The sequence below is a fragment of the Methylococcus sp. S1M genome (assembly GCF_051295855.1).
Lineage (GTDB): Bacteria > Pseudomonadota > Gammaproteobacteria > Methylococcales > Methylococcaceae > Methylococcus > Methylococcus capsulatus.
Genome location: NZ_JBPDXO010000004.1, coordinates 22,930 through 36,108 on the forward strand (window position 1 = coordinate 22,930; position 13,179 = coordinate 36,108).

The 13,179-nt window shown below is 62.6% G+C and carries 13 protein-coding genes; 6 read left to right on the plus strand and 7 right to left on the minus strand.

From position 1 onward, the window contains the following. Nucleotides 1-18: 18 nt before the first annotated feature. Complete coding sequence (locus ACSHWJ_RS08560; RefSeq protein ID WP_432539713.1) at nt 19-861, plus strand: S1 family peptidase; 843 nt, start codon at nt 19-21, stop codon at nt 859-861. A gap of 334 nt (nt 862-1,195) precedes the next feature. Beyond that, nucleotides 1,196-1,348 carry a hypothetical protein gene (locus ACSHWJ_RS08565; RefSeq protein ID WP_187148237.1) on the plus strand — a complete coding sequence of 51 codons (153 nt, stop codon included), beginning with the start codon at nt 1,196-1,198 and terminating at the stop codon, nt 1,346-1,348. A gap of 18 nt (nt 1,349-1,366) precedes the next feature. Here the strand turns inward: ACSHWJ_RS08565 and ACSHWJ_RS08570 are convergent, their stop codons facing one another. The 4 genes from ACSHWJ_RS08570 to ACSHWJ_RS08585 are packed head-to-tail and all read right to left on the minus strand — an operon-like array spanning nt 1,367 to nt 3,380. Then, complete coding sequence (locus tag ACSHWJ_RS08570; RefSeq protein ID WP_218798304.1) at nt 1,367-2,128, minus strand: F0F1 ATP synthase subunit delta; 762 nt, start codon at nt 2,126-2,128, stop codon at nt 1,367-1,369. A 2-nt stretch (nt 2,129-2,130) separates the two neighbouring features. Beyond that, entirely contained in the window at nt 2,131-2,397 is a 267-nt protein-coding gene (gene atpE / locus ACSHWJ_RS08575) for an ATP synthase F0 subunit C (RefSeq protein ID WP_010961911.1), read from the minus strand. Next, nucleotides 2,394-3,080 carry a F0F1 ATP synthase subunit A gene (locus tag ACSHWJ_RS08580; RefSeq protein ID WP_010961910.1) on the minus strand — a complete coding sequence of 229 codons (687 nt, stop codon included), beginning with the start codon at nt 3,078-3,080 and terminating at the stop codon, nt 2,394-2,396. Before ACSHWJ_RS08580 ends, atpE begins: the two co-directional genes overlap by 4 nt. A gap of 6 nt (nt 3,081-3,086) precedes the next feature. After that, nucleotides 3,087-3,380, minus strand: a complete 294-nt coding sequence (locus ACSHWJ_RS08585) for an AtpZ/AtpI family protein (protein WP_010961909.1) — start codon at nt 3,378-3,380, stop codon at nt 3,087-3,089. Nucleotides 3,381-3,836: 456 nt separating this feature from the next. On the opposite strand from ACSHWJ_RS08585, the gene ACSHWJ_RS08590 reads away from it, so the two are divergent. Further along, nucleotides 3,837-4,244: a hypothetical protein gene (locus tag ACSHWJ_RS08590; RefSeq protein ID WP_218798303.1), complete on the plus strand. Its 408-nt coding sequence runs from the start codon at nt 3,837-3,839 to the stop codon at nt 4,242-4,244. Here the strand turns inward: ACSHWJ_RS08590 and ACSHWJ_RS08595 are convergent. Both ACSHWJ_RS08595 and uvrA read right to left on the minus strand, forming a co-directional pair. Beyond that, nucleotides 4,219-4,524, minus strand: a complete 306-nt coding sequence (locus ACSHWJ_RS08595) for a hypothetical protein (RefSeq protein ID WP_218798302.1) — start codon at nt 4,522-4,524, stop codon at nt 4,219-4,221. The two genes, ACSHWJ_RS08590 and ACSHWJ_RS08595, sit on opposite strands and share 26 nt — an antisense overlap. Nucleotides 4,525-4,671: 147 nt before the next feature. Continuing rightward, a complete protein-coding gene (gene uvrA, locus ACSHWJ_RS08600) occupies nt 4,672-7,500 on the minus strand; it encodes an excinuclease ABC subunit UvrA (RefSeq protein ID WP_432539712.1) in 2,829 nt (942 codons plus the stop codon). A 400-nt stretch (nt 7,501-7,900) separates the two neighbouring features. Here uvrA and ACSHWJ_RS08605 point away from each other — a divergent pair, with 400 nt between their 5' ends. From ACSHWJ_RS08605 to ssb, 3 genes are all read left to right on the plus strand, one after another. Continuing rightward, nucleotides 7,901-8,848, plus strand: a complete 948-nt coding sequence (locus ACSHWJ_RS08605; RefSeq protein ID WP_017364640.1) for a bestrophin family protein — start codon at nt 7,901-7,903, stop codon at nt 8,846-8,848. A 119-nt stretch (nt 8,849-8,967) separates the two neighbouring features. Continuing rightward, a complete protein-coding gene (locus tag ACSHWJ_RS08610) occupies nt 8,968-10,332 on the plus strand; it encodes an MFS transporter (protein ID WP_432539723.1) in 1,365 nt (454 codons plus the stop codon). 34 nt (nt 10,333-10,366) lie between these two features. After that, entirely contained in the window at nt 10,367-10,885 is a 519-nt protein-coding gene (ssb, locus tag ACSHWJ_RS08615; protein ID WP_010961902.1) for a single-stranded DNA-binding protein, read from the plus strand. A 548-nt stretch (nt 10,886-11,433) separates the two neighbouring features. Here ssb and ACSHWJ_RS08620 read toward each other — a convergent pair. Continuing rightward, nucleotides 11,434-13,170, minus strand: coding sequence for an ATP-dependent nuclease (locus ACSHWJ_RS08620; RefSeq protein ID WP_218798300.1), 1,737 nt, complete (start codon nt 13,168-13,170; stop codon nt 11,434-11,436). Between the last annotated feature and the right edge of the window lie 9 nt (nt 13,171-13,179).

Genomic DNA, 13,179 nt, shown 5'->3' on the forward strand with positions numbered 1-13,179 from the left:
GTGTCGTGCATGTCTCTCATGGGCGCCGGTTCCGAGGCGGCGGAGACCGACTGGAATCTGGCGATGAGACCTGAGGTGGTCAATGGTGATCCGGTGGTTGAAGGGCGTTATGGCTTCGTCGTGGCGCTTCAGCGGGAGTCGCGAAGATCCGAGTCCGATCCGTACGGTCATGTGTGCGGAGGGAGTATGATTTCCTCTCGTCATGTTTTGACGGCCGCCCACTGTGTCACTGAGAATTTTGATGATGGCGGTTATGTCGTCAACGATCCGTCGGATTATACGGCCATGGTCGGTATGACGACCTACGGAAGGCATCAAGGACGAGCACGGCGCGTTTCGGCGATTCATGTGCATCCGAAATACAGGGAACCCGGGGATGTCAGGCTTCCTTATGATGTCGCCGTGCTCGAACTCGATCGCAAGGTGGCGCGCGCCAAGACCGTCCGGCTGGCGACCGCAGGGCAGGACAGCGCCAACACATGGGTCACGGTCGCGGGATGGGGCAGTATCGTCGCCTGGTATTGGAACGACGATCACGTTCCACCCCCCTATTTCCCGGCAGAAATGCGCCAAGTTTCCATGCCCGTCATGGAAGATGCGCTTTGCGATATCACGGCCTACGGTTCCAAGTTCGACGGCACTGTTCAACTGTGTGCCGCCGTTCGTGCCAAGGGCGCCTGTCAAGGCGACAGCGGTGGTCCGTTGTTCCGAAGGGTCTCGGGAAAGGTCATTCAAGTCGGCGTCGTCAGCTGGGGGGAGGGGTGTGCAGACCGACCCACCGTCTATGCGCGCGTCGGCAACACCGAGATCAATACCTTCATAAAATCGGTCATCCGTGGACTTTCGGGCTCTCGGGATTGACAAGTGAGCGCGGAAAACCTGCTTCAAGTGGGTCGGGCGGAATGTCGGGCCTGGCAGGCAAGGGTTCGTGGCCTGTCGTCCTTCCGTCGAAACCACAGCCGAAGCCACTGTCCGGGCGCGACCCCGCCGGCAGAGGGACCACCCGTGCCGGCCTAACGCCTCCCACCGCTCCCCCCGCCGATGCCAGACCGTGGCCGATCGGCAGCGAGCCGGTGGTCGGGGTCGAGGGGCGATCCGGTTCTTTCCACGAGGAGCCGGCAAATGGCCATGGCGTCATCGCCGTGGCCTCGGTCTGCCCCGATGGCGACCTGGCCGACTGCAGCGACTTCGGACGATGAGTCTCCCTGGCCGCGTCAGGGACATCCTCACGGCGACGGCTCGTCCGTTCCTGGAGGAGACCCGGTGCGCGCCCGATCTTCTGGGCGCGTGCGGCGCGGGTATCGTCGACGCCCGTGCGGTCGTCGAGGCCGTGCAGTGCCTGCAGTGACTCGGGAGCGGCCGGGGGTCACCCGCCGCCGAGGGAGTTCTCCGCACCGTCCGCGAAAAACTTCAGTTCCTCGCCGACGTTGGCTGCGAGCACCCGATGGCCCGCCCGCAGCCGGATGCCGCAAATGAGGGCCGGGTCCTCGCGGAAACGCCAGGCGACGGCCCGGCCGGTGCGGGCTTCGATCATCTCCGTCAGCTCGGCGCAGGATTCCGGCTTCAAGGGAAATGCGCTGGCGATTTCGGCCTCGGGATGCTCCTGTTCCTCCAGTGCGCGGGTCAGCGCCTGCCATTGTTCCGGACTCATGGCGGCGAGGTCCTCGCCGAACATCCGGAGCAGGGCGGCTTCCATCTCCGGCCCGGCCAGCCGCTCAAGGAAACGGCTGGCGAACTGCCGGCTCAGACGCAGGGCCTGGCGCTCGAGGTCCGATTCCATGTCGCGGCGCTGGCGCTCGATCAGTACCCGGGCTTTTTCCCGTTCGGCATCCAGCGCCTTTTCCAGCTCGTCCAGGGCGCGCTGGCGTTCCGCCTCGATCTCCTGTTTGAAAGCTTCGCGCGCCTGCCGTTTTTCGCTTTCCCAGTCGGCCAGTCGCGACTCGTACTGCATCCGCAAGGTCTCCGCCGCCGTCTGGGTATCGCGTGCCTCGGTCATCGTCCGGGCGATCTGCCGGCGCCGTTCCTCGATGGCCGCGCTCACCGGCTGGTACAGAAAACGCTTGAGCAGCCACACCAGGACCAGAAAGTTGACGATTTCCAGAACGAAGGTGGAAGGGTTCAGATCCACGGTCAGCGGCCGAGGTATTCGATCAGCGGATTGCGGAACAGCACGATCAGTACGATGACCAGTGCATAGATGGCCAGCGACTCGATCATCGCCAGTCCGATGAACAGCGTGCGCATGATGGACTTTTCCGCCTCCGGCTGGCGCGCGAGGGCCTCCAAGGCCGTGGCAATGGCGCGGCCCATGGCGAGCGCAGGCATCATCACCGCTACGGCGATGCCGGCCACCGCGGCCACGGTGGAGAGACTGACGAACCCGGACATGTCGTTCATGGGGAATGGTTCTCCTGTTGCGGGCCGGACTGTATGCCGCCGGCGATGTAGACCAGTGCCAGAATGCCGAAAATATACGCCTGCACCAAGCCCTCGACGACGTGCAGGAGCAGGACCGGCACCGGCACGAACAGCCCGCCGATGATCAGGAGCAGCAGCCCGATCAGCTCCATGCTCATCATGTTGCCGAACAGCCGGATCGCCAGCGCCAGCGTGCGGGTGATCTCGCCGATCAGATGGAAGGGCAGCAGGACGGGGTTGGGCGTCAAGTAGTGCTTCAGGTAGGCGGACAAGCCCTGTTGGCGGATGCCGAACCAGTGCACGGAGAAGAACACCAGCACTGCCAGCGCGGAAGTCACCGACAGATCGCGCGTCGGCGAGTCGAAGCCGGGGACGAGGCTGATCAGATTGGCCGTTGCCAGGAACAGCCACAGGCTCATGATGAACGGCGTCACCTCGCGGTAGGCGGTCGGGATCACGTCGCGGACCGCGTTTTCGCAAGCCGACACGATGCCCTCCAGTACCACCTGGACGCGGTCCGGCAGCGCCGTTCGGCGTCGGGTCAGGACCGCCGAAGCCGCCGAGAGCAGGCCCGCGACCAGCACGGAAGTGAGGAGGCTGTCACTGACCGTCACCGGGCCGAGGTGGCCGAGGACTCGGGCGAAAAAATCGATTTGTTCCATCGCCGTTCAATCATCATGCCGTTTGATCAGCTGCCAGGCGTTCCAGGCGCCGACGACCAGGCCGAGGAACAACAGGCTCAGGGTCCAGCGGATCGAGTAGCCCGCGCTGTGCTGGTCCAGCCATCGTCCCAGATAGGCCCCCGCCACCAGCGGCAACATGAACACCAGCCCCAGCGTGCCGAGATAGGCCGTCTGCGCCAGCACCCCGCGGCGCTCGCGCTCGGCCCGGCGCAGGCGCTGGGCCTGGAGGTCGACCGTGGCGCTCAGGCGGGTTCTTGAATTGGCGGGGGATGGCTTCACAATGCGTCGCCTATTGCGAAGGCTTTACGAGCTGGCATGACGCCATGATACCTTCGCCGATTGCCAAGAGCCATGAAAGAAGCGTTGGGGAACCTCTGAACGAACCCGGTTTGGCCGGCAAAAACACATCCCGGCGACAATCAGGCCTTGAAAATGGGTGAAAAGGGTACCGCAGACCCTTGTTTACCGTGGCGATTCCCGTCCGGATGCGCCCGTGGGGGCGGATTCCGGACGCACCTCGCCCGTCAGCCCATCGATGCGTAGCGCTTCAGGTAGAGATGGGGCGACCCCATGCGGGTAAACGCCCGGGCGGCGTTCTTGGCCATGCCCGGCCTGCGCCGCCGTCAGTGCGCGTAGGTCCGATATGTCGCCGCACCGGTCTGCCGGATAAGTTCCCATCGCGACGTACCGGGGAAAGGTGGAATAGGACCGATCCCGTATACGCAGGACGTCGCCATGTTTCAGCGGATTCACGTGCACATCATCCCCATGCCGTTGATAGTCGGCATCGTCTCGGATCAAATGCTCCCACTAATGACGCTGCCAGATTCCGCGCTCCCCGGCGGCTTTGCGGCTATCCGACCGGCGTTCGGTCTTGGGCAATGCACGCGAGAGGCCGCTCTTGATCAATCGCCATCGCCTGCTGAAATCGCCGTCATCGGGTGGCAGGTTCCCCACGCAATGCAGGTGATCCGGCAGTACCAACCAGGCCTCGATTCGAAAACGGGTGACGCGAACGCACCCGCCTCACCGCCTCGCGTGACAACCGGTCCCGCGGTCCAATGGGTCGTCGCCGTAGCGCTGCGGCAAATTGACCGTAATGAGTTAGATTGCATGATTAACCGTGCCATTGATTTATATTGATGGCAAAGGTGATTCTTGAGGTTTGCTCCGACGTTGATGTCTGTTTGCCGCCTACTTCAATCTCCACTACGGAGAGAATTGAAGCTTTCGCGCCGGCACCAGCATTTTTGTCTGCTTTTACTGCAACAGCAATATCAAAAAACACGCCGTTCCCCTTTTCGCGATCCGCGCCTGGTGATAGCAAAAACATTTTTGGGAACTCAGTGCTGCCTTCCTTGCTTGCTTGGGAGCTTAGTGCTGCCTTTCTTGCTACGAACAGCATTAAGTGCTTCGTTTGCATTCTCGACTCCACGATATATCTGGAGAAGCGCTTCTTTGATGAACGTTTCCAAATCCATGTAGCCTCCTAATATTCTGGAAATTTAACTTGTTACTAAACAGAATCGCTAATTAGAGAGATTCTGTATAGTACAGCACTCCATTCCACTCAGCGCCCCCGCTCCAACAACGGCGCCAAAAACCTCCCGGTATGCGAATCCGGATTCGCCGCGACCTGTTCCGGCGTGCCTTCCGCCACCAGGCGTCCGCCGCCTTCGCCGCCTTCGGGGCCGAGGTCGATGATCCAGTCGGCGGTCTTGATGACGTCCAGGTTGTGCTCGATGACGATGACGGTGTTGCCGCGGTCGCGCAGTTCGTGCAGGACGTTGAGGAGCTGCTGGATGTCGTGGAAATGCAGGCCGGTGGTGGGTTCGTCGAGGATGTAGAGGGTCTTGCCGGTGTCGCGCCGGGACAGCTCGCGGGCCAGCTTGACGCGCTGGGCTTCGCCGCCGGAGAGGGTGACGGCGTTCTGGCCGAGGGTGACGTAGGAGAGACCGACTTCCATCAGCATCTGGAGCTTGCGCGCCACCGCCGGGATGGCGGAGAAGAAGCCGGCCGCCTCTTCCACGGTCATCTCCAGCACTTCGTGGATGGTCTTGCCCTTGAAGCGGATGTCCAGGGTTTCGCGGTTGTAGCGCTGGCCCTTGCAGACGTCACAGTGCACGAACACGTCGGGCAGGAAGTGCATTTCCACCTTGATGACGCCATCGCCCGCGCAGGCTTCGCAGCGCCCGCCCTTGACGTTGAAGCTGAAACGGCCAGGGGTGTAGCCGCGCGCGCGCGCCTCCGGGGTCGCCGCGAACAGCTCGCGGATGGGGGTGAACAATCCGGTGTAGGTGGCCGGATTGGAGCGGGGCGTGCGGCCGATCGGGCTCTGATCGATGTCCACCACTTTGTCGAAGTGTTCCAGTCCTTCTATCCCGGAACAGGCTGCGGGCGTCAGCGAGGCGCCGTTGAGTTCGCGGGCGGCGGCGGGATAGAGGGTGTCATTGACCAGGGTGGACTTGCCCGAGCCCGACACGCCGGTGACGCAGACCAGCAGTCCGACCGGGATCGACACGTCGAGCGATTTGAGGTTGTTGGCGCTGGCGCCGCGCACCGTCAGCCGGCGTTCGGGATCGGGCGGGTTGCGCCGAGCCGGCAAGGCGATCCGGCGTTGGCCGGAGAGATACTGGCCGGTGAGCGACTCCGGCGTGGCCATCACGTCTTCCGGCGTGCCCTGGGCGATGACCTGGCCGCCGTGCACGCCGGCGCCGGGACCGATGTCGACCACGTGGTCGGCCAGGCGGATCGCGTCCTCGTCGTGTTCGACCACGATCACGGTGTTGCCGATGTCGCGCAGCCGGATCAGCGTGTCCAGCAACCTTTGGTTGTCGCGCTGGTGCAGGCCGATGGAGGGCTCGTCCAGCACGTACATGACACCGACCAGACCGGCGCCGACCTGGCTGGCCAGGCGGATGCGCTGGGCTTCGCCGCCGGAGAGCGTATCGGCGCTGCGGTCCAGGCTGAGGTAGTCCAGACCGACATTGATGAGGAACTGGAGCCGGGCGCGGATCTCCTTGACGATCTTGGCCGCCACCTCGCCGCGCCGGCCGCCCATCTCGAGCCCGTCGAAGAACTCCAGCACGCGCCGGACCGGCAAATGGGTCAGGTCCGGCAAGTTGGTGTCGCTGATGAAGACGTGGCGGGCGCCCCGATTGAGACGGGTGCCTTCACAGGCGGGACAGGGCTTGCTCGACAGGTACTTGGCCAGCTCTTCGCGCACCAGGGTGGAATCGGTCTCGCGGTAGCGCCGCTCCATCACCGGGATCACGCCTTCGAAGGTGTAGCGCTGCACCAGGACGGTTCCCTTCGGCGACAGCACCTTGAACGGAATCACCTCGCTGCCGCTGCCGTGGAGGATCACCTTCCGCACATGCGGGGGCAGACCGGAAAACGGCTCCTCCGGATCGAAGCCGTAGTGCTCGGCCAGCGACTGGATCATGCCGTAGTAATAGGCGTTACGGCGGTCCCAGCCACGCACCGCGCCGCCGGCCAGGCTCAGTTCCGGATTGTGGACGATCAGGGCGGGATCGAAATACTGCTTGACGCCCAGGCCGTCGCACTCGGGGCAGGCACCGCGCGGGTTGTTGAACGAGAAGATCCGTGGTTCGAGTTCGCTCAGCGAATAGCCGCAGTGCGGGCAGGCGTATTTGTCCGAATAGACGATTTCCCGGGATTCGTCGTCCATGGAAGCCGCGATGGCGATGCCATCGGCCAGTTTGAGCGCGGTCTCGAACGACTCGGCCATGCGCTGCGCCAGATCGGCGCGCACCTTGAAGCGGTCCACGATCACCTCGATGCTGTGCTTCTTGCGCAGATCGAGCTTGGGCGGTTCGTCCAGTTCGTACACCGAGCCGTCGATCCGCGCCCGGATGAAGCCGCGCCCGCGCAGATCTTCCAGCACCTGCACGTGCTCGCCTTTACGTTCGCTCACCACCGGCGCCAGCAGCATCCAGCGTGATCCTTCCGGCTGGGCCAGGATGTGGTCCACCATCTGGCTGATGGTCTGTGCCTCCAGCGAGACCCCGTGTTCCGGGCAGCGTGGAATCCCGGCGCGCGCGAACAACAGGCGCAGGTAGTCGTAAATCTCGGTGATGGTGCCGACGGTGGAGCGCGGATTGTGCGAGGTCGATTTCTGCTCGATGGAGATCGCCGGCGACAGCCCCTCGATGTGGTCGACGTCCGGCTTTTCCATCATCGACAAGAACTGGCGGGCATAGGCCGACAGCGATTCCACGTAGCGCCGCTGGCCTTCCGCGTAGATCGTATCGAAGGCCAGCGAGGACTTGCCCGAGCCCGACAGCCCCGTGATCACGATCAGCTTGTCGCGGGGAAGATCGAGGTCGATGTTCTTGAGATTGTGGGTTCTGGCGCCCCGGATGCTGATGAGGTCCATGCGCTCGCCGCGTGGTCAAACGCCTGAATATAAGGGTTTTGGTGACGCTTTGGCAAAGCGGCGCAATGGCTCCCCGGAGCCGGCCGGGGCCGCCAGACAGACGTCCGGAACTTGGTGTACCATCGCGACATCCGATCCGGCGCTGCGCGCCTCCCCGGAGGAAGGTCATGGGCGAACTGAATCCGCATCCCCGCCATGCCGTTGGGAACGAATCCACTCCTGAGTTCTTGGGCATCGATGCCCAGGCGCTGACGCCCGGTTCAAGGGCGGCAGTCCAGCGGGCCGGCTGCCGGCGGAGGGACAAGGGGCTGCCGTTGCGGGCAGACGGAAGCCTGTTTTTTGGGGCGGTCAGTCTGGATCGACCCTCTCACCGGTGCCTTTCCCGAGCCAGGAGACCGTCATGATCATTCGAAGCGGCACCACCCTGTGGCGGGCTTTGCGCAGCGACTGGCCCGCTCTGCTCTATTTCCTGGCGTTGTCGCTCCTGGCGGAGTTCATCTACGAGTACACCCACCTGGAACACACGGCGCTCCCCATGTTGCCGGTGAGTGTTTTGATCACCGGCATGTCGATCTTCCTCGGATTCCAGATCAATCAGTGTTACGAGCGCTGGTGGGAGGCGCGGCGGCTGTGGGGACAACTGGTCAACGTGAGCCGGTCGTTCGGCCGCCAAGTGACGACCCTGCTGACGCCCAAGCGTATCGCGGCACTCGCCGACGAAGCGCAGGCGACGGCGCTGCACCGGGAGTTGATACACCGGCAGATCGCCTACGCCAATGCTTTGCGCATCGGCTTGCGCTCGGGCGGCAGCGTGGGTGAGGAAGGCTGGCGGATCTTGAAGGACTGGCTCGGTGACGATGAAATCGAACGCCTGCAGCATGCGCGCAATGTGCCGACACAGTTGATCCAACGCCAGGCTCAAAGGCTCGCCGAAATCGTCGGCAGCGACTGGGCCGAGCAGCAAATCCTGCTGCAGATTGACGACTCTCTCAATCTGTTCTATGACGTCCAGGGCGGCTGCGAGCGCATCAAACGCACCGCCTTCCCCGATCGTTTCCGGTTTCACACGCATGCCTTCGTCTGGCTGGTCGCCAGCCTGATCCCTTTCAGTCTGATCCAGACCGACCAGCGCTTCGACGCAGTGGCCATCATCATGGAGACGCTGCTGGCTTTCGTGTTCGTCACCATCGAGCGGCTGGGCTCGGAACTGCGCGATCCGTTCGAGAATCATGTCAACGACACTCCCATGTCGGCCTTGTGCCGCACCATCGAGATCGACCTCCGGCAGCAGCTCGGCGAAGCCGAGGTCCCGGCACCGCTCGATGCGGTGAAAGGAGTTCTGATGTAGGTGCCGAAGTCCGCCGGCAGGGACGCCCAGGGGACGGTGAAGCTGGTACCATTGGAAGTTTGGAAGCGCCCCTCAAGGAGACGCAACTCGTGCGCCACACCATCGATATCGACAGCCCGATGACCCGCACCGAAATCCGGGCCGCCACTTCGCTTGCGGCGATCTACATGTTCCGCATGCTGGGTTTGTTCATGATCCTGCCGGTGTTCTCGATTTATGCGCGAGACCTGCCCGGTGCGACACCGGTCCTGATCGGTTTGGCCATCAGCGCTTATGGCCTGACCCAGGCGGTGTTCCAGATTCCCTTCGGCATTTGGTCGGACCGCTTCGGGCGTAAACCGCTCATCGTCATCGGTCTCCTGATGTTCGCGGGCGGCAGCGTCATGGCGGCGGTGGCCGATTCGATCTACGGCATTGTTGCGGGCCGCGCCCTGCAGGGGGCGGGTGCCGTCGCCGGGGTCATCATGGCGCTGGCCGCCGACCTCACCCAGGAGGAGCACCGCACCAAGGCGATGGCGCTGATCGGTGTCAGCATCGGGATTTCGTTCGCATTTTCGATGGTGGCGGGGCCGGTGCTGTCCGGATGGATCGGCGTCAGGGGCATCTTCTGGAGCGTGGCCGGCTTGGCTCTGCTCGGCATCGCCGTCCTTTATTCCGTCGTTCCGACACCGCAGCGGGTCCGTTTTCACCGCGACACCGAGGCTCAGCCCGCGCGTTTTTCCAGCGTGCTGACCAATCCCGAACTGGTGCGTCTGGATTTCGGCATCTTCGCCTTGCACGCCATTCTGACCGCGACCTTCGTGGTCCTGCCGCTGGTCCTGCGCGACGAACTGCATATGGATACGCCGGAGCACTGGAAAATCTATTTGCCGGTGTTCGTGCTGTCGATGGTCAGCATGGTGCCCTTCGTGATCGTGGCCGAGAAGAAGCGGCAGATGAAACCGGTGTTCCTCTCTTTCATCCTGCTGACCGCCGCCGTTGATGTGAGCCTCGCCGGCTTCACTCCGACGACGCTGGGTATCGGCCTGCTGCTTTACCTGTTCTTCACCGCCTTCAACCTGCTGGAAGCCACCTTGCCTTCGATGGTTTCCAAAGTGGCGCCGGCCGATCTTAAGGGAACGGCCATGGGGGTTTATTCCACCACCCAGTTTCTCGGAGCCTTCGTGGGTGGTGCCGGCGCGGGCTGGATTCAGGGGCATCATGGCATTCCGGCCGTGTTCCTGTTCTGCGCCGGCATCGCCCTGCTGTGGCTGGCGGTGGCCTTCGGCATGCAGAAGCCGCGGCATCTGAGCAGCCTCATGGTCAATCTCGGCGAAATCAGCGCCTCTGCGGCGGCCGATCTTTCAGCCCGGCTGCGTGGCGTTCCCGGCATTGCCGACGCCGTGGTCGTTCCCGACGAGGGGGTGGCCTATCTCAAGGTCGAACGCGAGCGGCTGGACCGGAGCCGACTCGAAGCACTGCTCAACGAAACGGCGGGCGCCTAGCCGCCCGCACAAGGTATCCAACGGAGAATCAAGCATGGCCAGTCGAGGCGTCAACAAAGTCATACTCATCGGCAATCTGGGCGCAGATCCGGAAGTGCGTTACATGCCGAACGGTGGCGCGGTCGCCAATCTGCGCATTGCCACTAGCGAGTCCTGGAAAGATCAACAGACCGGTCAGACCCAGGAGCGTACCGAATGGCACAGCGTGGTGTTGTACCGCCGGCTGGCGGAAATCGCCGGCGAATATCTCAAGAAAGGCAGCAAGGTCTATATTGAAGGCAGCCTCCGGACCCGCAAATGGCAGGACAAGAACACCGGCCAGGACCGCTATGCCACGGAAATCATCGGTAATGAGATGCAGATGCTCGACCGTGCCGGGGGAGGGATGGGCGGCGGCATGGGCGTGGGCGAACCCGACTGGGATGCGCCGCCGGCGGGGGGCGGCTCCCGGCCGCGCAGTTCGGGTGGCGGTCATGGCGGTGGCAGTACCGGCGGGAGCGGTGCCGGAAGCAGCCAGTTCGACGAAGGGTTCGACGACGACGTGCCGTTTTGAAACGGGCGGGCTCGATCGGACCGGAAGGGGCGCCCTGCCGGACTCGACGGTCCGATTGCCTTGATCCCGATGGATATACCCTCTCGCAAACGATACCCCGCCAAGTGATGCGTCGGGCCATGCAGGAAGCGACGATGTCGTACAGGTAGAGGATGAAGGAGAGTGGCCCGGCGGCTACGAGGATCAGGTGCGTCCGTCGCAGGCGGGCGCTGGGATCCTCGGGCAAACGGGACATCGCGACAGCGCCTCGGCCAAGGCCAACCGACAAGGGTTGGCCTTGGGTGATGGGTGGCGGGTGGTTTACCCAGCGGAAAAGCGGCTCCCGAGCTTACGAGCGAGGGGGCGGGGCCACTGGGGCTCCCGCGGGAAAACGCGCCGGTCGATCGCACAACCAGCAAAAGCCCACACGCTCCTGTTCCATAGATAGCCGGGCTGTTGGCGATCGAATCGGAGGTAGTCATAGACGGCTGCCCCCCGGAGCGAGGTTATGCAGTTGAGGTCGGTAAGCTGGACCCTGAAACGTACCTGTTGAGGGGTGCTCATAGATATCACGGAGAACCCTGCGGAAGTGCAAGCGCCTCGCAAAACTTGTTTCTCAGAGCATTCAGTTTCTTGGGTAAAAGAGAGCCCGTTTCCAACGCTTTCATGACTTGCACCGGCTTGACATCGGCGCGCCCGGGGAGATTGAGGCCGAGAAACGCTTCCATGTGCGTGGGAACGAATACGGGGGCCGCCAGACGATGCGGGCCGTGCCGGTGACGCAACAACTCGTTGACGGCTTTGTGGTGTTTCTTGTCACCGTCGTCGTCGAGGATGAGCCCATAGGGGATGCCAAAACGGTCCAGCAATGCCATGTAGCGGTGAAAGTTGTACTTGCCAAGCACATCGACGATGGCAATACGGTGACGGGTCAGTTCGTGCCAGTCTCGTGCCAGAAGCCAGCTGAAGAGCGCTTTTTCGGTCGCGCCTTCCACCAGTAGCACGCGGTCGGCAAAGAACATCGCCGCACGATCGGAGTCCAGCCAGAGTTGGTATCGAAACCGCTCCTCCTGGGCGGCAATGTCCTCGTTGGCATCCGCGGAGTTGAGCATTTCTCTTGCGTCCTTTTTGTCCTGGTCGGGAATCGAAGAATCGTCAACAAACGCTTGAAGGCATGCCCTGAGCGCCTGTCCATCGGCGAAAATGCTCGCACATTCCTCTCGCTCCAACTGGCCGAGAACTGTCTTTCCCTCGATTCTTCGCGCCCGCACGATCTGGCATAGATCATCAGCCCCTTTGCCGACGAAGATCGGCGAGTGACTCGTAAGGATCACCTGCTGCCCCTCGCCCGATCCCAAACGGCGCAGGTGATAGGCCATGTTCTCCTGCTGCGCCGGGTGCAGAAACGCTTCCGGCTCCTCGAAGAGAATCAGCGTGAATTCGGGGTCGAACTCCTTCTTGTCAGCCTTCTTCCCGTCGGCAAACGACGGCGCGAGCTTGATCAGTTCGTATAGAAACGAACGCTGGAAGCCGTGGCCGTAACGATCCAGTGCGAACGCGGCATCACCCAGCATCGCATCGGCAAAGGCATGCTTGACCAGATTCTTCGTGATGTCTTCGGGGGACAGCGGAGTGATGGACATCTGAAAGCGGATGCCCCATTCATCAATGGCCTTGTTGATCGGCTGCACAATCTTGTTGAGAAAGCCGTCGCTTCCCTGCGCCTCGTCATTGAGGGCTCCGAGAGCCTGTGCGACGTCCTTGTAAGCGGCACTTTCTGAAACCGCGCGCTTGAGCATGAAGTTGAGCATGTCGCGCAAAGGCGAAGGCCCAGTCGTCTTCATCTGGTCGCTGGCGGTGGTAAGCGCCGGTATGTAGATCACCCGACCGACTTTTGCCGAACCGACGTTCTTGGCACCGTAAAACTGTTCGTCGGCCAGCTCTCCTTTGACGCGACCGTAGATATTGCTCTGATTGGCCTTGACACGATCCTTGGAGACAAAGTAGCGGCGCACTGTCAGCAGACGATCCGTGGCGCCTTCCTTGTATTTGTCGGCCAGCGATGCCCATTCGCCTTCGGAAAGTTCGAACCTGAGTTCGACCCAGCTTTCGTCATCTTGGCTCTGACCGGCCTTGGGCGCATCGTCGGCCGACCACTTGATGTCGTCGTAAAACAGCCGCAGTGCCGCTAGCACATTGCTCTTGCCCGCGTTGTTCGCGCCCACGATCATCGTGTAGTCGTGGACTTCGATATCGGCATCGATGATCGAGCGGACATTGTGAATATGCAGGCGACGCAGTTTCATGGGGAAACC